Source organism: Paraburkholderia sp. (genome assembly GCF_049581445.1).
Lineage (GTDB): Bacteria > Pseudomonadota > Gammaproteobacteria > Burkholderiales > Burkholderiaceae > Paraburkholderia.
The window spans coordinates 1-16993 of sequence record NZ_JBAURZ010000378.1 but is presented as its reverse complement, the minus strand read 5'-3'; the positions used below and the strand labels follow the sequence as shown (position 1 = coordinate 16993).

The window sequence follows — 16993 nt, the reverse complement described above, 5'->3', positions numbered from 1 at the left end:
GCAGAAAGATCCAGCGCCATGAGGTAATGGTGACCACCAGGCCGCCGAGCAACGGTCCGGCGAGCCGCCCGATGGCGCCGGGCACCGTGAACCACACCATGGCCGCGACCATCCGTGCGGGCGACACGCTGCGCAGCAGGATCAAGCGGCCCACCGGCACCATCATCGCGCCGCCCATGCCCTGCAGCACGCGAAACACCACCAGTTGCGCCATCGACTGGGCCACGCCGCACAGCGCCGAGCCGAGCGAAAAGAGCCCAATCGCCGTGCAGAATACCCGGCGCGCGCCGAAACGGTCCGCGAGCCAGCCGCTCGCCGGCAGGAACACGGCGAGGCTCAGCAGGTAAGAGGTGATCGCCAGATTCAGGTGCAAGGTCTGGACATTGAGCGAGCGGGCAATGGACGGCAACGCCGTCGCCATGATCGACGTGTCGAGGTTTTGCAGGAACAGCGGACAGGCGACAATAATCGGAATGAGTCGGGAGCGATCGGTCATACGCGGTGTTTTACCGCATTACGCGTCGTCCGCAAAATCAGCCATTCGGAGACCCCTGCATCTGGAAATGCGATATCCGCATCACATATGCTTCCGCATACGCGGCGTTCGCAACCCGCCGCCTCACTCAGTCTCACCCAGGCGCACTAGCAACGCCTGGAGTTTCTCCACATGCCGCATCAGCAGATGGCGGTGCTTTTCAATCTGTTCGAGCCGGCCGGCGAGATCGGCGTGCATGGTTTCCTCCAGATCGGCGGCGGCCATCACCTCTTCAACCTTGGCCCGCACCACGGCCAGTTCGACGGGTGGATGAGCCAGATAACGCTCGAGGCGGCGCACGTCCTGTACCGCGAGATCGCGCACCTTGCGAAAGTGCGCCTGGCGACGGTGCACTTCGGCGTCGAAGCTCTCATCCTCTGGACGGCGCGTGGTGGTCTGGCCAAAGATCGGTTCCGGCGGACGCAGCACCGATTTCTTGCGCGCCGGATGCGCCGTGCCGCGAAAGCGGGCGAGCGGCATTTCGTTGTCGATCGCTTCACGGGCATTGGCGGGAATGTCGTGCTCCTCGTGGGCCGTATCCATCCATCCCGCTGGCAAACCCGCCACGGCTTCAACGCCACGCACGAACTCCATGTTGAATTCGCGCTGGCCCGAGAGCATCAGCTTCAGATAGCTCGCAGAGAACGTCATCATGCGCGCGAGGCGCGTCGCCGCACCCACTTCGCGCGTCAACACCGCCAGGTTGGCCCGCCAGATCGGCAGCAGGATTTCGTCGGAATCGTCCATCGCTGGGTCTTCCATCTTTTTCACACCTGATTAGTCTCTGACGCATGCGCACTCACGGCGCGAGCGTGTCAACGTCATGAAAGGGTAGTCGCTTCGACATTCAGCGCGCAACCAGTATGACCCGTACGCGTGCGCCTGGCATTATGCGAATGACGCCGGGCCAATGATGACCATAGCAGGCAAATTGGCGCATTGCCCACCCTGTTGACCCTACCAGGGGCTGCCGCGTTCCTGAGCCGGCTAAGTCAATCGCTGCTTGCAACGCGCCACGTAAGGCAATGAACGCCCGCCGATAGAGCCCGATGCGCGCGTTGATGGCAGTCCTTCCGGCCCTGCAAGATTTTTTGAGGCATTACTCAGACCTTAAGCGGCACGCATCGTGCTGACCGAGTTTTCGCCACTCACCAATAAAAGGGAACCATGATGAAGAAAGCGATTCTTGCCTTTGCCGCTGCACTGGTCACGCTCAGCGCGTTCGCTCCCGCCTATGCTGACGACCACGATCACGACCATCATCGCGTCTGCCACAAGGTCCACATGCACGGGCATTGGGAAAACCGCTGCCATTGAGCTTAAAAGGCATCGCCATAAAAAACGGCCCGCTGTCGTTGCTTTCAACGACAGCGGGCCGTCACATTCGAACCGGCTCGCGCAATGAGCCATAACCTTCAGCACTCTCCCGGCTGCGATGCGTCGCCTGGAGAGATCCAGCCCACGTGGTCCTAAGCGGCCCTTACCCGCTCCAGTGCAGTCTTTACCAGTTCATCGAGCAGCGGCTCAACCTGCGCCGCGCGCGTTTCATCATACGCATATGGCATCTGTTCTTCCATATACGTAATCTGGGTGAGTTCGAGCTGAACGGCGTGCACGCCCTCAGCCGGCTGCCCATATTGACGCGTGATATAGCCGCCCTTGAAACGCCCGTTCGCGATGGTCGTATAAGCGCCGTGCCGCTCGACCACCGCTGCAAGCGCCTCAGCCAGACCCGCCACCGCGCTCGCTCCGTTGGCCGTACCGAAGTTGAAGTCAGGCAAGCGACCTTCGAAAAAACGCGGCACGTGTGAGCGGATTGAATGCGCCTCCCACAACAGCACTTTGCCGTGCTTCGCTTTTAGCGCAGCCAGATGCTCGGACAGCGCCTGATGATAGGGCTTCCAGTAGATATCGCGGCGCCGCGCCATTTCAGCCTCGTCGGGCAGTTGACCGTCGCGATAGAGCGGCTCCTTGTCGAACGTATCGACGGGCAAGAGGCCGGTGGTGTCCTGCCCTGGATACAGATTGGCGCCATCGGGCGGACGGTTCAGGTCGATCACATAGCGCGCATACGATGGCGTCAACATCGCCGCACCGAGGCGCCGAGCGCAGGCATACAGGCGATCGAGGTGCCAGTCGCAGTCATCGGTGCGCTGCGCGACGGGCGTCATGGTGGCGGCAATGTCATCGGGAATGCGTGTCCCAAGATGAGGAATCGAAATCAGCAGCGGCAGGCTTCCCTCGTGCAGCGAGAAAACCGGCAAAGTGTTCGAAGCAGTCATGTCAGTCCGGAATCGATGAGTCGGGTATTGCGAAGCGGGCGTCACCTCAAAGGCTATTGCGTCAGGAACCGTTACTTCAGCAGGTCGGCGAGCGCCACGCGGTATTGCGCATAGGCGCTTGCTTCGTCGCGATGCCTGCGGTTATCGACGACCTTCTCGCCGCCGGTATAGACGTCGCGAATCGGCGTCTCGCCATGCTCACAGAATACAACGCCCGAGAGCCACGCGTCTGGCTCATGTTCCGCGATGCTCGCATGATCCGGGTCCAGCACCAGCCAGTCGGCCCGCTGTCCCACCTGCAAGCCATTGACAGCGCGACCAGTGGCACGCGCGCCACCGTCCAGCGCGGCGGCAAACAAGCGGTCTGCGACATGAGTGGACTGCGCCGATGCCAGCACATTGCGCTGCCGACGCGCCAGGCGCTGGCCATATTCGAGCAGGCGCAATTCGGCGCGCCAGTCGACGCCGATATGGCTATCCGAGCCGATGCCGAAACGCCCTTGCGCGTTGAGATATTCCTGCGCCGGGAAGATACCGTCGCCGAGATTGGCTTCGGTGGTCAGGCATAGCCCAGCTACCGCGCCGCTTTTGGCGAGCGCGAGAGTTTCGTTCGCATCTACGTGAGTGGCATGCACGAGACACCAGCGTTCGTTGACATCGAAACGATCAAGCAGCCATTGCACGGGCCGCGCACCTTCGGTTTCCAGACATGCATCGACTTCCGCGGTCTGCTCGGCGATATGGATATGCACGGGTGCGCCCGGCAGACTTGCATCGAGTCCTTCGAGCAGCGCGCGCAGTGAATCTCCCGAGACCGCGCGCAACGAATGCGGCGCGACGCCGTAGCGCAGCGCGGCGCTTTCGGGGCGCGCTGCGCGCAACTTGCCGAGCAGATCGAGCAGGCTGTCAGGCGTATTGATGAAGCGCTGCTGGTCGGGGCGTGGCGCCTGGATGCCAAAACCGCTGTACTGATACAGCACCGGCAGCATCGTCATGCCAATTCCGCTCGTCTGAGCCGCATCGACGACGCGCTCGGCCAGTTCCGGCACATGGGCGTAACGGCTGCCTTCGGGCGTGTGATGCACGTAGTGGAATTCACACACTGACGTGTAACCCGCCTTCAGCATTTCGATGTAAAGCCATTGCGCGATTGCCGCGAGCCCTTGCGGCGAGATCTTCGCGGCGAAGCGATACATCAGGTCGCGCCAGCTCCAGAAATTGTCAGTGGCGTTGGCGCGGTATTCGGTGAGGCCCGCCATCGCGCGCTGGAAAGCGTGCGAATGCAGATTGGGCATGCCGGGCAGCAGCGGCCCGGCGGCACGCGCTACTCGTGCAGTCGGTGTGGGGGCGTCGGGGGTCACACGCTTGAGCGTGCCGCTGGCGTCCCACTCCAGCAGCACATTGCGACGCCAGCCATCGGGCAACCAGGCGTGATCCGCAAACAGCACCTGGTTCGACGTTTGAGTGGATTCAGTCATCTTCAGACCTTGATGGGATTCAGCGCGGCTTGGTTGTATAACTGGTGGCGTGTATAGACCGTCTCACCGCCCCGCACCACCCGCGCGCACAACGGACGCCCGATCCAGTAAGCCAGTTCAGCTAGCGTATCGACCGACCACACCGCGAAATCCGCCGCCCGCGCTACCGCCAGCGTACCGTGACGATCCGCACGACCCAGCGCGCGCGCCGCATGCTGGGTCACGCCTTGCAGCACTTCGGGGACGGTCATGCGAAATAGCGTGGTCGCCATATTCATCATGAGCAGCAACGACGTGGCTGGCGACGTACCAGGATTGCTGTCAGTAGAAATAGCAATCGGCACTTCATAGCGACGCAGCAATTCCAGCGGCGGTAATTGTGTTTCGCGGATGAAGTAGTACGCGCCCGGCAGCAGCACCGCGACCGTGCCCGCTGCTTTCATGGCGGCCACACCCGCTTCGTCGAGAAACTCCAGGTGATCGGCGGACAACGCATGATGACGCGCGGCCAATGCCGTGCCGCCGCTATTGGACAACTGCTCGGCATGCATCTTCACCGGCAGTTTGTGACGCTCGGCCGCTTCGAACACGCGCTCGCTTTGCGCGAGCGAAAAGCCGATGCGCTCGCAAAACACATCCACCGCATCGACGAGGCCTTCGTCGGCCAGTGCCGGCAGCATGCGTTCGCAGACCTCGGTGATGTAGTCGTCGGAGCGACCGGCAAACTCCGGCGGCAACGCGTGTGCGCCGAGAAAGGTTGTGTACACCGAGACCGGATAGCGCTCGCCGAGACGACGCGCGACCTGCAACATCTTGCGTTCGCTGGCGAGGTCAAGGCCGTAGCCGGATTTGATTTCGATTGCGGTCACGCCTTCCGCGAGCAGCGGTTCGAGCCGCGCGGCGGCTTGACGGAACAGCGTGTCTTCGTCTGCCGCGCGCGTGGCACGCACGGTCGAGACGATACCGCCGCCCTGGCGCGCAATCTCTTCGTAGCTCACGCCCGCGAGGCGCTGGGCGAACTCATCGGCGCGCTGGCCGCCGTAGACGAGATGCGTATGACAATCGACGAGACCAGGCGTGACCCACGCCCCGCCCAGGTCTTCACGCTGCCATGCGGCATACTCAGCGGGCAACTCGTTCGCCGCGCCGAGCCATGCAATCTGGCCGTCGCGCACCGCTATCGCGGCATCGGCGAGCGTGTGTTGAGGATCGCCTTGGGGGCAAAGCTTCAGGTGATGCCAGACGGTTTGCTTCATCGCTTGATCGTGTCCGCTCGTTTGCGCTCGCTGCCTCGGATTTCCGCCCGATGCAGCGTGCTGCGGTCCGTAAATGCGAAACCCGATGCACACCCAGGCTCGCGGTTTGCATGATATGCGTGGTTAAGCGTGGCTACGCGTAACGAATGCTGATCGCGAGCAACGCGCCGTGACCGGCCACGGTGCAGGTTAGTGCGCTCACTGCCTCAATGCACAGCGTGTCGTCACTCGCGAGCGTGAACGGTTGAGGATCCGGCTGAACGTTGCCAAGCGTTACCTCCATCGAACCCGCCGCGCAGAACAGCAGCACCACGTCAGCCGACAACTCGCGAGGCTGCGCGTCGCCCTCGCCCCGCCAGATCTCCAGCGTGGCGGTTGCCGCGCCACGCCGCACCATCAGGTTGAAGTCACGCGTCGCGCCATCGACGAGGCGGGCATCGATTGCCGCCTCGCCAGCAAAACGCGCAACGTCGAGCGCTTGGGTCAACGCATGCACCTGCGTGCCGCCCGCCTCTTGCGTTTCTTCGAGCACCATACCCGCGCCCGACAGCAGCACCAGCGTGCGATCGATTCCAGCAAAACGCGAGAACGGCCCCGCCTGCGCGACATCCGCAATGCTCACGCGCCAGACGAAGGCATCGAGGCCTGCCCCCGGCGGCACGGCAGCCACCTCACGCGTGACGCCACCGCCGTTCTTCCACGGCGACGCCACGAGATCCGCGCCGCGGATCAGCGTAGTACGCGCCATGTGAGCGGCCACCGCGCTGGCCGGTTCACCCGGGACGCCAGGAAAGCCAGGAACGCCCGACGTCACGATCAACGGCCCAGCATGGGCAGGTTCAGACCCACTTCACGCGCGGTCTCCTGCGCGAGTTCATAGCCGGCATCCGCGTGACGCATCACGCCGGTCGCCGGATCGTTGAACAGCACGCGGCCCAGGCGCTTGCTGGCCTCATCGGTGCCATCGGCGACGATCACCACGCCCGAGTGCTGGCTAAAGCCCATCCCCACCCCGCCGCCATGGTGCAGCGACACCCACGTCGCGCCGCCCGCCGTGTTCAGCAAGGCATTGAGCAGCGGCCAGTCGCTGACTGCGTCCGAGCCGTCTTTCATCGATTCGGTTTCCCGATTCGGACTCGCCACCGAACCCGTATCGAGGTGATCGCGGCCAATCACGATCGGCGCCTTCAGTTCGCCGTTCTTGACCATCTCGTTGAACGCCTGGCCCAGACGATAGCGATCCTTCACGCCCACCCAGCAGATACGCGCCGGCAGCCCCTGGAATGCAATGCGTTCGCGCGCCATGTCGAGCCAGTTGTGCAGATGCGGATCGTCAGGAATCAGTTCCTTGACCTTCGCATCGGTCTTGTAGATGTCTTCCGGGTCGCCCGACAACGCGACCCAACGGAACGGGCCCTTGCCTTCGCAGAACAGCGGTCGAATATAAGCCGGCACGAAACCCGGGAAATCGAAGGCGTTTTCGACGCCCATTTCGAGCGCCATCTGACGGATGTTGTTGCCGTAGTCGAGCGTCGCGGCGCCGCGTTCCTGGAGTGCAAGCATGGCTTGCACCTGCTTGGCCATCGATTGCTTGGCCGGCGTCACGATGCTGTCCGGCGCGGTCTTCATGCGCTCGCGCCAGTCTTCCACGCTCCAGCCTTGCGGCAGATAACCGTGAATGGGATCGTGCGCGCTGGTCTGATCGGTCACGCAGTCCGGCGTGATGCCACGCGCAACGCACTCAGCGAACACATCGGCCGCATTGCCGAGCAGTCCTACCGACACCGGCTTGCCGCTCTTCTTCGCGTCTTCGACAATCGCCAGCGCTTCGTCGAGTGTCTTTGCTTTGCGGTCGACGTAGCGGGTCTTCAGACGGAAGTCGATACGGGTCTCATCGCACTCAACCGCGATCATCGAAAAGCCTGCCATGATCGCGGCGAGCGGCTGCGCGCCACCCATGCCGCCGAGACCGCCCGTCAGAATCCAGCGGCCCTTCGGATCACCGTTGAAATGCTGGTTCGCCACCGAGAAGAACGTCTCGTAGGTGCCCTGCACGATGCCCTGGCTACCGATATAGATCCAGCTACCCGCCGTCATCTGGCCGTACATCATGAGGCCCTTGCGGTCGAGTTCGTGGAAGTGTTCCCACGTCGCCCAATGCGGCACCAGATTCGAATTTGCCAGCAGCACGCGCGGTGCGTCCGCATGCGTCTTGAACACGCCGACCGGCTTGCCCGACTGGATCAGCAGCGTTTCGTCGTCGTTCAGGTCTTTCAGCGAAGCGAGAATCTGATCGAAGCAATCCCAGTTGCGCGCCGCGCGGCCAATGCCGCCGTACACCACCAGCGCATGCGGATGCTCGGCGACTTCCGGATCCAGGTTGTTCTGAATCATCCGGTAGGCGGCTTCCGTGAGCCAGCTCTTACAGGTCTTTTCAGCGCCACGCGGCGCGTGAATCGTACGGGTCGGGTCCAGACGCGGGTCGATGTGCTTCGGATTGTTCATGGTGGGCCTCAAAGGCTGGAAAGTACTCGGAATCAGTTAAATAGAGCAGCGTTCTGGAACGCCGATACAGCGCAATCAAAAATGTCCGGTGAAGCGGTAACGGCTGCCGGGATGCCAGAGATTGGCCACGGATGCGACCACGCTCTGCGACCACGTGCGCCGATGCAGCACGAGGCAAGGTTCAAGCTCGTCCATCGTCAGCAGTTGCCGGGTATCGGCATCCGCGGCGGACGCTTCGATGCGGTACTCGACACGCTGCAGTGGCGCGACGCGCACCAGGTACTGGTTCGGCGTGGTGTTGGTGAAGTCCTGCAACGCATACTCAGGGGCGACAGTCGGATTCACCCAGCGTTCTTCGAGTTGCACCGGCTCGTCGTTTTCAAAGTGCAGCACACGCGAATAAAAAATCGGACTGCCGGCGCTCACCTGCATCTCATCGGCGAGCGCCTCATCGGCAATCGCCGCGCCGATGTGCAGCACCTTCGCCTGATGACGATGGCCGCGCGCGACGATCTCGTCGGAAATGCTGCGGATTGCCACCAGCGTCGATTCATACTTTGGCCGCGCCACGAACGTGCCCGAACCTTGCACGCGCGTGAGCACCTGCTCAGAGGTCAGTTCGCGCAGCGCGCGGTTCACCGTCATGCGTGCCACGCTGAACTCGCGCGCCAGTTCGTTTTCCGACGGGACCTGGTCGCCCTCACCCCATTCGCCCGCGTGAATGCGAGCGAGGATGAAGTCTTTGATTCCTTGGTAAGCCGGTGAATTCATGCTGAAGGTGCCGTGACGGTGAGCGTGAGCCTTACTGTTCCGACGCGAACGAGAACGGGCTGTGCGCGGCGATCGTGCCGTTCTGCACGAGGCGCGTGACGGCAGCGATATCCGGTGCGAAGTAGTGATCCAGTTCGTAGTGCGCGACGTCATTACGTATCGTGCGCATCACATGCAACAGGCTCGGACTCGTCTGATGCGGCGCGCGCAGGTCCACACCCTGCGCGGCGGCGAGCAGTTCGATGGACAGGATGTTGGCGGTGTTCTCGGCGATGTCGCCCAGCTTGCGTGCCGCAAACGTGGCCATCGAAACGTGGTCTTCCTGGTTCGCGGAAGTGGGCAGCGAATCGACCGAGGCCGGATGCGCGAAAGTCTTGTTTTCGGAAGCCAGTGCGGCGGCCGTGACGTGTGCAATCATGAAACCAGAGTTCACTCCGCCATCGCGCACGAGGAACGGCGGCAGACCCGAGAGCGTCGAATCGATCAGCAGTGCGATGCGACGCTCGGCGAGCGCGCCGATTTCCGCTGCGGCCAATGCAAGATTGTCTGCCGCAAACGCCACCGGCTCAGCGTGGAAGTTGCCGCCCGACAGCACTTCCCCGGTGTCCGGGAAAATCAGCGGATTGTCCGACACGCAGTTGGCTTCGATCAGCAGCACATCGGCCGAGTGACGCATCTGATCCAGACACGCGCCCATCACCTGCGGCTGGCAGCGTAGGCTGTACGGGTCTTGCACCTTGCCGCAATCCTGGTGCGACAGATTGATACCCGAGCCTTCGAGCAGCGAACGAAAAGCCGTGGCGGCATCGATCTGGCCTTGATGGCCGCGCAACTCGTGAATGCGCGGGTCGAACGGTGCGACCGAACCGGCTGCGGCATCGACCGACAGCGCGCCCGCCACCAGCGCGGTGCGGTACAGGTCTTCGATCGCGAACATGTTGTAGAGCGCGAGCGCGGTGGAAGCCTGCGTGCCGTTGAGCAGCGCGAGACCTTCCTTCGCTTGCAGCGTGAGCGGCTTCAGGCCGACGAGGCGCAGGCCTTCGGTGGCAGCCATGCGTTCACCCTTGGCGAACACTTCGCCGACGCCCAGCAGCGTTGCCGACATATGCGCGAGCGGCGCGAGGTCGCCCGAGGCACCCACCGAACCCTTCACCGGGATCACCGGCAGCACGTCGGCGTTGAACAGCGTAATCAGCGCGTCCATCACTTCGCGGCGAATGCCCGAGTGACCACGGCCCAGGCTCGAGAGCTTCAGTGCCATCAAGAGACGCACGACCGGACGCGACATCGGCTCACCCACGCCGACCGCATGCGAGAGCACCAGATTGCGTTGCAGCAGTTCGAGCTGGTCGCGCGGGATGTGCGTGCTGGCGAGGCGTCCGAAGCCGGTGTTGATGCCATACGCCGGCTCGCCCTTCGCGGCGATGTCGGCAACGGCCTGGGCGCAGGCGTCAATGGCGGCAAAGCTGGCAGGATCGAGCTGCAGCGTGACCTGTTCACGCGCGATCTGGCGCAGTTGCGGGAGGGTTACGTGGCCGGGCTTGAGGATCATCATGGATTAAGTCCTGTCTATACAATTTGAGAGAAGTCTAGCGGCGCCAGCTTGTATATACAACTTATTTTTATTGGTTCTGCCCCAGGGGATTCCATTAGGCCCCAATGAACCGGCTGGCATGGTTCTGGCAGAGATCCTCTGGTCCGGTGCGTGTGTCGCGCGCCGCTTCGATGCAGGGAGAAAGGAGCGCCGAAGCCGCCATTTCTCGATAACTTGTATATACACGTCAGCCGGGTTGGGTGGCAAGCGGACAAAAAGAGATGGGATGGGATGCTTGCCGCGCCGTGACGCCTCAGAGTGCCAGGCGCGGGGCGATGAAATCCAGAAACGCCTGCACCCGGCCGGCCAGCGCCGCGCTCTGATAGAAAACCGCGCTGACGGGTTGCCGCTCATCGACCAGCAGATCGTCCAGAATGGCCACGAGCCGGTGCTCGCGTACATCGACGGCCGTCATAAAATTGGCGAGGCAGGCAATCCCACCGTCCGCCAGCGCCAACTGGCGGATCGTCTCGCCGCTCGATGCCGCCACGGCCGGCTCGATCTTTAGCGACGCACGCTCGCCCTCACGCAGCGGCCAGCGATTCAGATGCTCTGGCGCCGTAAAGCCCAGCAGACGATGCCCGCGCAAGTCGTCCAGCGAGCGCGGTTCGCCCTTCTCCGCCAGGTAGCCCGGGCTCGCGACGATGCGCAGCTTGCTTGCGCCGAGCGCACGGGCATGGAGCGTCGAATCCTGCAGCGCGCCGATACGAATCGCGATATCCACCTTCTGCTCAAGCAGATCGACAATGCGCTCGTTACTCGTCAACTCGGGCCGGATCTCGGGATACAGCGCGGCAAAGGCCTTCATATGAGGGGCAATGCAATGCAGCATAAAGGGCGACGCGGCATCCACCCGCAACCGCCCGGACGGCCGCTCGCGACGACGTGCCACTGACTGTTCGGCTTCCTCCATCGCGTCGAGGATGGCCCGCGCGCGGCCAAGGAACAGCGCACCCTCCTCGGTGAGCTGCAAACGGCGGGTGGTGCGGCGAATCAGGGCGGTGTCGAGCTTTTTCTCCAGCCGCGTCAGCGCGCGGCTCACGCCGGAGACCGTCTGCTGCAGTTTCTCGGCGGCAGCGGTAATCGAACCGCTGTCGATGACGGTCACGAAAACCAGCAGTTCGTCCGTGGAAGTCTTCATTGTTGATTTCAAATCAAGATTGATTTGAGACTAACACGCTTTTTGTGAGGATTCGCCGGGGGGATACTGCTTGAACTTATCGTGATTCCCATCATCTGGAGAACATCTTGAACATTTTCATCACTGGCGCCAGCGGCTTTATTGGCGGTTCGATCGCCGCGAGCCTCGTGCGCGCCGGACATCACGTGCGCGGCCTGATTCGCAATCCCGACCAGGCGCCTGAACTGAAGCGGCTTGGCATCGAACCTGTGATTGGTACGCTCGACGACCGCGCGTTGTTGATCCGTGAGGCGCAGGCCGCAGATGGCGTGATCAACGCCGCCAGCAGCGATCATCGCGCCGCAGTCGAAGCGCTGATCGACGGCCTCGCCGGCTCGGGCAAACCGTTTTTGCATACGAGCGGCTCGAGCATCGTCGGCGATGCGTCGGGTGGCGAAGCGGGCCCTGCGGCCATCTATCACGAAGATGCACTGCCTGAACCGACCGCGGACAAAGCGGCGCGCGTCGGGATCGACCGTCTCGTGCTCGATGCGGCGCAACGCGGCATTCGCTCAGCAGTGCTGTGCAACACGTTGATCTACGGTCACGGCGCGGTGGCCGGCAGTTCCAGCGTGCAACTGCCTCGTCTCGTGCGCCAGGCGCAGAAAACCGGCATCGTGCGGCACGTGGGCAGCGGCGGCAATATCTGGTCAAACGTGCATATCGACGACGTCGCCGACCTGTACGCCCTCGTCCTGGAGGAGACACCCGGCGGCACGTTTTACTTCGTCGAGAGCGGCGAAGCGTCGTTCCGCGAGATGAGCACGGCGATCGCCGCCGCGATGAAACTGGGCGCCCCGCAAGACTGGCTGCTCGACGCCGCAAAAGAGGAATGGGGCTATGAAATGGCATCGTATGGGCTCGGCTCGAATAGCCGCGTGCGCGGTGAACGCGCCCGCAAGCTGCTCGGCTGGCAACCGAAGCGCACCTCGGTGATCGACTGGATCGAACACGACATGATGTCCGCCGGTTCCTGAGTCGCCTGATCCCCCAATTCCCCGAACGGATTTCCTTCGGGGTGGGAGACTTCCCTCGATCGTCGGGACCGCCACTTCCTTGTAATACGTGTAAGCGAAATTGTTGCGAATCCGTAAACTCAACTCGCTAGAATTCTGCTCACCAAATGGGCCGATTCAATACTGCGAGTCGTCCACTGAGCCCGGATTCTTCGATGACCCTCGCGCTGAACTTCGACTGGCTGACCAACCTGCTCGCGATCCTGTTCATCGTGGCGTGTCTCTATGACGCACGCTACGATGAATACGGCACGCTGACACTTTCCGCGGCCGCCATGGGCCTCGCCGTCATGGCCATCGAACTGTTCCTCAAACCCACCTTCGAAATGGCCCTTTGACCTGCTGCCTTTAGCGGCGCCTCAGCGACCCTCAAACGCCACTCAACTGCTGTCCCTCGGCGACACACGTCATCTATTTTTTGCAAGCCGGACACCCACCGGACCCCGCCTCGTAGCGGTCGTGCAGTTTCACCCATTCGCCGAGATTTTTGACTTCGTTACGGCCTTTCGGCGTGATGTCCAGATGCGTATAGGTGCCGATAAACGGCTCGCCGCCACGCGCATACAGCGAGTACGTGTGAAAGATTTCGCCCGCTTCGTTCTTGTAAAACACGCTGTGACCAGGCATCTCGTCGCCGATCGAGGCCTCTTCGTCGAAGTTGTAAAGGGCGGCGCCGCTGGCAACCTGCTCCGGCGTAAACGACACGTGATAGTCGTAGTTGAAGTCACTGCCGAACGACGAGACCCAACGAAAGCGCCAGCTCATGCGCTCCTTGAACTTCGCGATCTTTGCGAGCGGCGCGCGCGATATCGCCACGTACGACACATCGCGCTGCGCCAGGTGCGGCAGCAACCCGTCGACGCTGTCCGACAGGAACGAGCAGCCGATACAGCCCTCCTCCCAGTCCGGGCCCAACATGAAGTGATAGACGATCAACTGGCTGCGCCCATCGAACAGGTCTGCGAGCGTCTGCTTGCCTTGGGGCGTATCGAACGCGTAGGTCTTGTCGACCTTGACCCACGGCAACGCGCGACGCTTGCGATTCAGTTCGTCACGCGCACGCGTGAGCGCCTTCTCTTCGGCCAGCAACGCGCGGCGCGCGGCCAGCCACTCTTCTTGCGGAACAATGCTATGCGGTTCCATCTGCGTCTCCTTTCTTCAAGATCAGGCAAAGTAGCGCTCGAGGCCGTCGAGCCCTTCGGTCCAGCCGCCCCGATGGGCGTCGCGTGCCGCTTCGTCAGCGAACTGTTCATGCGTCAGCGTCAACCAGGTACCTTCACCGTCGGGCCGCAACACAACGGTGACTAACGATTCCCGCTCGGGCATCGTGCGCCACGCCCACGTGAACACAAGTTTCGCGTGGGGCACCACCTCCAGATACCGGCCACTCACGTCATGCTCTTCGCCATCCGGCGCACGCAGGGTCAGGCGAAAGCGCCCATTCGCATGGGGCTCGATCTCGGCATGAATCATTTCGGTGCCGCCTGGGCGCATCCACTTCATGATTTGCGCCGGGTCGGTCCAGGCGCGGAAGACTTTCGCGGGCGAGGCTTTGATGTGGCGCTGGAGCGAGAGACTGGGTCGGCTGGACATGGCACGTCCTCTTCAACGAAGGCGGCGAGACGGTCGAGTTGTTCGTTCCAGAAGCGTTCATAGACACTCAGCCATTGCAGCGCCTGCTCCATCGGCGCGGCTGACAGGCGACAGGCTACCGTGCGCCCCGTCTTGGTCCGCGTGATGAGACCGGCTTCGGACAACACGTCGAGATGCTTCATCACGGCGGGCAACGACATCTCGAACGGCTGCGCAAGTTCGCTCACCGACAACGCATGTTGAGCGGACAGACGGGCAAGCAGCGCGCGCCGGGTAGGGTCGGCCAACGCGGCGAACGTGCGATCGAGCAGAGCTTCTGAAAACTTAACCATGAGGTTAAGTTTAGTCGCGCGATAACGAATGTCAAGGATGGTGGTTCAGCGATTAGATGCGGGCTTGCGATGCGTTCAGAAGCGCATCGCTCGAAGACAGGGCCATCAGATCAGCCCGCAAAAAAAGACACGCGACGCACCGCAGACCATGAGCCTGCAACACGCCGCGCCAAGGGGTGGAGAAACAATCGACTACTCACACGGGCGGTTTATCCCAACAACGTCCCGCCCGCTTGCTACTTCAACCGCTGTCGCTTCAGCAATCAGATCGCCCAGCCGCCGAGATAAAACGCAGCCAGTACAACCGCGATAGCGACCGTGCCCACATTCAGCTTGCGATACTCGCCGCTCACGATGCGGCCGATCACCAGCGTGCTGAAACCCAGCATGATGCCCGTCACGATATTGGCCGTCAGCACGATAAACACCGCGCAGACGAGTCCCGACATCGAATCGACCATATCGTCCATGTCGAGCTTGCTCACGCTGGAGAGCATCAGCAGACCAACGTACATCAGCGCAGGCGCCGTGGCATACGAAGGCACCAGACCAGCGAGCGGCGAGAAGAACATTACGACGAGGAACAGCAGACCGACCACCGCCGCAGCCATCCCCGTCTTGGCACCCGCTGCCACGCCCACCGTCGATTCGATATACGCAGCTGCGGGCGCACCGCCGAGGAAACCTGAGAAGATCGAGCTGAGCGAGTCAGCCGTCAGGGCGCGGCCACCGTTGATGATGCGTCCGTTCGCGTCGAGCTGACCGGCCTGCCCTGCTACGGCGCGGATCGTGCCGGTTGCGTCGAACACGGCGGTCATCACGAGAGCCAGCACGCTAGGCAGCACGGCCAGCGACAACGCACCCTTGATATCCATCGCACCGATCAGCGAAGCATGACCCGGCGCGCTCAGCGACGGCAGCGCGAACACACCGTGATAGCTCACGGCAGGATCGATCAGCAGACCAATGGCCGAGATCGCGACGATCACGATCAGGATCGAACCCGGCACGCGACGACGCACCAGACCGAAAATCGCGGCAAGACCCGCCACCGACATCAGCGCCGGCAATGCCGTGATTTGTCCGAGCGAAACCGGCAGGCCCGCACCCGGATTCTTCACGACGAGACCCACGTCGTTGGCGGCGATCAGCAACAGGAACAGACCGATACCGATACCCGTGCCATGCGCAACGCCCGAGGGCAGATTGCGCAGAATCCATGAGCGCACGCCCGTCACCGAAATGCCAGTGAAGACGATCCCCATCAGGAACACCGCACCGAGCGCGACCGTCGGATGCAAGCCCTTGCCGAGCACAAGGCCGAAGGCAGTAAACGCCGTGAGCGAAATGGCGCAGCCGATTGCAATCGGCAGCTTGGCCCAGACGCCCATCAACAGCGAGCCGAATGCCGTGGTCAGGCAGACCGCCACGAACACCGCGCTGGTGTCGAAGCCCGCCTTGCCGAACATGCCGGGCACGACGAAAACCGAATAAACCATAGCCAGAAAGGTGGTGACGCCGGCGATGATCTCCTGGCGCTGCGAACTGCCGCGCGAGGAAATTTCGAAGTACCGGTCGAGAAAGCCCTTGGAGTCGAAGGTTTCGACGCCGACTTCGGAAATCGGCTGGGCGTGGGGTTCCATCATGATGAGTGCCTCCTTTATCAGCATGCTGAAACAGCCGTGGCACCGGCTGTCATCAGGTTCGTCTCGTTGCGTTTATGTAGTTGGGTGGGGCAAGGTTTGAACGTTCTGCCCGGTCAATTCGGGCGGTATGCATGCCCCACCGGCCAGCTTGTGGCCGGCCCGTTTTGTCCGAAGATTCCCGACATCACTTACAATCGGCAACCTGCGTACTGCGTGAGAAACCCGCGTAACCCGCGTTGAAAGCCCGCCGGAAACCTGCTGGAAGCCCGCGTTAGCACCGTTCATCGTTTGCTGTCCCGAAATGTAGGCGAAGACAAATATGTCTCCAATCGCATGAATGGCATGCCGGTCATGTCGCGATGCTTATATCGTTAAAGACACGGCTATGTGAGGGACTGGCCCGCGCGTTTACACCTACGGTCTTCGTAGCGGTTTTTTACCGCTTCGCGCCGGTGCAGCGCATGTTTGCCGCTGATCTGTTTCATGCAGTCCCATGGCGGGCCACGCCGCGCCGCAGGTTAAACTCTGACGCGTACGCCATTTCAATTGCAGCGGCGGCGGGTGCGGCAACGCAATCGCGCCCTCCGCAACGGCCCATGGAGTCCTTCTTGATGCGTGGCGGTTTTCGACGTCCAGCTTTGCGTTACCCGATCCTTCTCGTCCTTGCGGCCATCGCCCTGTCGGGCTGTAGCCTGTTGCGCGGGCCGCAAGAGGCACCGATCACCGAGGCGGTGCCGGTTCTCGTCGGCCCCGCCAGCAACGCGCTGGTGGCAGGGCCACCCGTGACGACCGTGCCGCCGGAGCC

At 62.4% G+C, this 16993-nt stretch carries 17 protein-coding genes and 1 pseudogene; 4 read left to right on the top strand and 14 right to left on the bottom strand.

The features are described 5' to 3' along the window. Positions 1-496, bottom strand: a 496-nt coding sequence (locus WCA85_RS32800) for an MFS transporter (protein ID WP_424069506.1), incomplete at its 3' end; no start/stop codon positions are given. A 123-nt stretch (positions 497-619) separates the two neighbouring features. After that, positions 620-1282, bottom strand: coding sequence for a hypothetical protein (locus WCA85_RS32795; protein WP_424069504.1), 663 nt, complete (start codon positions 1280-1282; stop codon positions 620-622). A gap of 423 nt (positions 1283-1705) precedes the next feature. On the opposite strand from WCA85_RS32795, the gene WCA85_RS32790 reads away from it, so the two are divergent. After that, positions 1706-1852: a hypothetical protein gene (locus tag WCA85_RS32790; RefSeq protein WP_424069502.1), complete on the top strand. Its 147-nt coding sequence runs from the start codon at positions 1706-1708 to the stop codon at positions 1850-1852. A 152-nt stretch (positions 1853-2004) separates the two neighbouring features. On the opposite strand, the gene hutG is transcribed toward WCA85_RS32790, so the two are convergent. The 8 genes from hutG to WCA85_RS32750 form a co-directional block, all read right to left on the bottom strand. Then, positions 2005-2817 (bottom strand): N-formylglutamate deformylase, encoded by an 813-nt coding sequence (gene hutG, locus WCA85_RS32785; RefSeq protein WP_424069500.1) that lies wholly within the window; start codon positions 2815-2817, stop codon positions 2005-2007. A gap of 71 nt (positions 2818-2888) precedes the next feature. Next, entirely contained in the window at positions 2889-4295 is a 1407-nt protein-coding gene (locus WCA85_RS32780; protein WP_424069498.1) for a formimidoylglutamate deiminase, read from the bottom strand. Between the two features lie 2 nt (positions 4296-4297). Next, complete coding sequence (hutI, locus tag WCA85_RS32775) at positions 4298-5551, bottom strand: imidazolonepropionase (protein ID WP_424069496.1); 1254 nt, start codon at positions 5549-5551, stop codon at positions 4298-4300. 133 nt (positions 5552-5684) lie between these two features. Continuing rightward, a complete protein-coding gene (locus WCA85_RS32770; RefSeq protein ID WP_424069494.1) occupies positions 5685-6299 on the bottom strand; it encodes a HutD family protein in 615 nt (204 codons plus the stop codon). A gap of 68 nt (positions 6300-6367) precedes the next feature. Beyond that, entirely contained in the window at positions 6368-8056 is a 1689-nt protein-coding gene (gene hutU, locus WCA85_RS32765) for a urocanate hydratase (RefSeq protein ID WP_424069492.1), read from the bottom strand. A gap of 75 nt (positions 8057-8131) precedes the next feature. Further along, entirely contained in the window at positions 8132-8827 is a 696-nt protein-coding gene (hutC, locus tag WCA85_RS32760; RefSeq protein WP_424069491.1) for a histidine utilization repressor, read from the bottom strand. Positions 8828-8858: 31 nt separating this feature from the next. Then, complete coding sequence (gene hutH / locus WCA85_RS32755; protein WP_424069489.1) at positions 8859-10382, bottom strand: histidine ammonia-lyase; 1524 nt, start codon at positions 10380-10382, stop codon at positions 8859-8861. A gap of 292 nt (positions 10383-10674) precedes the next feature. Then, complete coding sequence (locus tag WCA85_RS32750; RefSeq protein ID WP_424069487.1) at positions 10675-11562, bottom strand: LysR substrate-binding domain-containing protein; 888 nt, start codon at positions 11560-11562, stop codon at positions 10675-10677. A gap of 107 nt (positions 11563-11669) precedes the next feature. Here WCA85_RS32750 and WCA85_RS32745 point away from each other — a divergent pair, with 107 nt between their 5' ends. Together WCA85_RS32745 and WCA85_RS32740 are read left to right on the top strand one after the other, a co-directional pair. Next, complete coding sequence (locus WCA85_RS32745) at positions 11670-12578, top strand: NAD-dependent epimerase/dehydratase family protein (RefSeq protein ID WP_424069485.1); 909 nt, start codon at positions 11670-11672, stop codon at positions 12576-12578. 194 nt (positions 12579-12772) lie between these two features. Then, positions 12773-12955: a hypothetical protein gene (locus tag WCA85_RS32740; RefSeq protein WP_424069483.1), complete on the top strand. Its 183-nt coding sequence runs from the start codon at positions 12773-12775 to the stop codon at positions 12953-12955. Positions 12956-13028: 73 nt separating this feature from the next. Here WCA85_RS32740 and WCA85_RS32735 read toward each other — a convergent pair whose 3' ends face one another. From WCA85_RS32735 to WCA85_RS32720, 4 genes are all read right to left on the bottom strand, one after another. Further along, the gene (locus WCA85_RS32735; RefSeq protein WP_424069481.1) at positions 13029-13760 is read right to left on the bottom strand and encodes a DUF899 domain-containing protein; all 732 of its coding nucleotides are present in this window, start codon (positions 13758-13760) and stop codon (positions 13029-13031) included. A 21-nt stretch (positions 13761-13781) separates the two neighbouring features. Next, positions 13782-14210 carry an SRPBCC family protein gene (locus WCA85_RS32730; RefSeq protein ID WP_424069480.1) on the bottom strand — a complete coding sequence of 143 codons (429 nt, stop codon included), beginning with the start codon at positions 14208-14210 and terminating at the stop codon, positions 13782-13784. Continuing rightward, on the bottom strand, positions 14117-14542 hold the full coding sequence (locus WCA85_RS32725; protein ID WP_424069477.1) for an ArsR/SmtB family transcription factor: 426 nt from the start codon (positions 14540-14542) through the stop codon (positions 14117-14119). The genes WCA85_RS32730 and WCA85_RS32725 overlap by 94 nt, the downstream gene beginning before the upstream one ends. A gap of 263 nt (positions 14543-14805) precedes the next feature. Next, positions 14806-16188: an NCS2 family permease gene (locus WCA85_RS32720; RefSeq protein ID WP_424069475.1), complete on the bottom strand. Its 1383-nt coding sequence runs from the start codon at positions 16186-16188 to the stop codon at positions 14806-14808. 596 nt (positions 16189-16784) lie between these two features. Between WCA85_RS32720 and WCA85_RS32715 the strand changes: the two are divergent. Beyond that, positions 16785-16993, top strand: a pseudogene (locus WCA85_RS32715) (PRC-barrel domain containing protein); the annotation flags it as partial.

Excerpts from the sequence above, each read along its gene's own strand:
- WCA85_RS32795 (WP_424069504.1), bottom strand. The coding sequence starts at position 1,282 with ATGGACGATTCCGACGAAATCCTGCTGCCGATCTGGCGGGCCAACCTG.
- WCA85_RS32790 (WP_424069502.1), top strand. The coding sequence starts at position 1,706 with ATGAAGAAAGCGATTCTTGCCTTTGCCGCTGCACTGGTCACGCTCAGC.
- hutG (WP_424069500.1), bottom strand. The coding sequence starts at position 2,817 with ATGACTGCTTCGAACACTTTGCCGGTTTTCTCGCTGCACGAGGGAAGC.
- WCA85_RS32780 (WP_424069498.1), bottom strand. The coding sequence starts at position 4,295 with ATGACTGAATCCACTCAAACGTCGAACCAGGTGCTGTTTGCGGATCAC.
- hutI (WP_424069496.1), bottom strand. The coding sequence starts at position 5,551 with ATGAAGCAAACCGTCTGGCATCACCTGAAGCTTTGCCCCCAAGGCGAT.
- WCA85_RS32770 (WP_424069494.1), bottom strand. The coding sequence starts at position 6,299 with ATGGCGCGTACTACGCTGATCCGCGGCGCGGATCTCGTGGCGTCGCCG.
- hutU (WP_424069492.1), bottom strand. The coding sequence starts at position 8,056 with ATGAACAATCCGAAGCACATCGACCCGCGTCTGGACCCGACCCGTACG.
- hutC (WP_424069491.1), bottom strand. The coding sequence starts at position 8,827 with ATGAATTCACCGGCTTACCAAGGAATCAAAGACTTCATCCTCGCTCGC.
- hutH (WP_424069489.1), bottom strand. The coding sequence starts at position 10,382 with ATGATGATCCTCAAGCCCGGCCACGTAACCCTCCCGCAACTGCGCCAG.
- WCA85_RS32750 (WP_424069487.1), bottom strand. The coding sequence starts at position 11,562 with ATGAAGACTTCCACGGACGAACTGCTGGTTTTCGTGACCGTCATCGAC.
- WCA85_RS32740 (WP_424069483.1), top strand. The coding sequence starts at position 12,773 with ATGACCCTCGCGCTGAACTTCGACTGGCTGACCAACCTGCTCGCGATC.
- WCA85_RS32735 (WP_424069481.1), bottom strand. The coding sequence starts at position 13,760 with ATGGAACCGCATAGCATTGTTCCGCAAGAAGAGTGGCTGGCCGCGCGC.
- WCA85_RS32730 (WP_424069480.1), bottom strand. The coding sequence starts at position 14,210 with ATGTCCAGCCGACCCAGTCTCTCGCTCCAGCGCCACATCAAAGCCTCG.
- WCA85_RS32725 (WP_424069477.1), bottom strand. The coding sequence starts at position 14,542 with ATGGTTAAGTTTTCAGAAGCTCTGCTCGATCGCACGTTCGCCGCGTTG.
- WCA85_RS32720 (WP_424069475.1), bottom strand. The coding sequence starts at position 16,188 with ATGATGGAACCCCACGCCCAGCCGATTTCCGAAGTCGGCGTCGAAACC.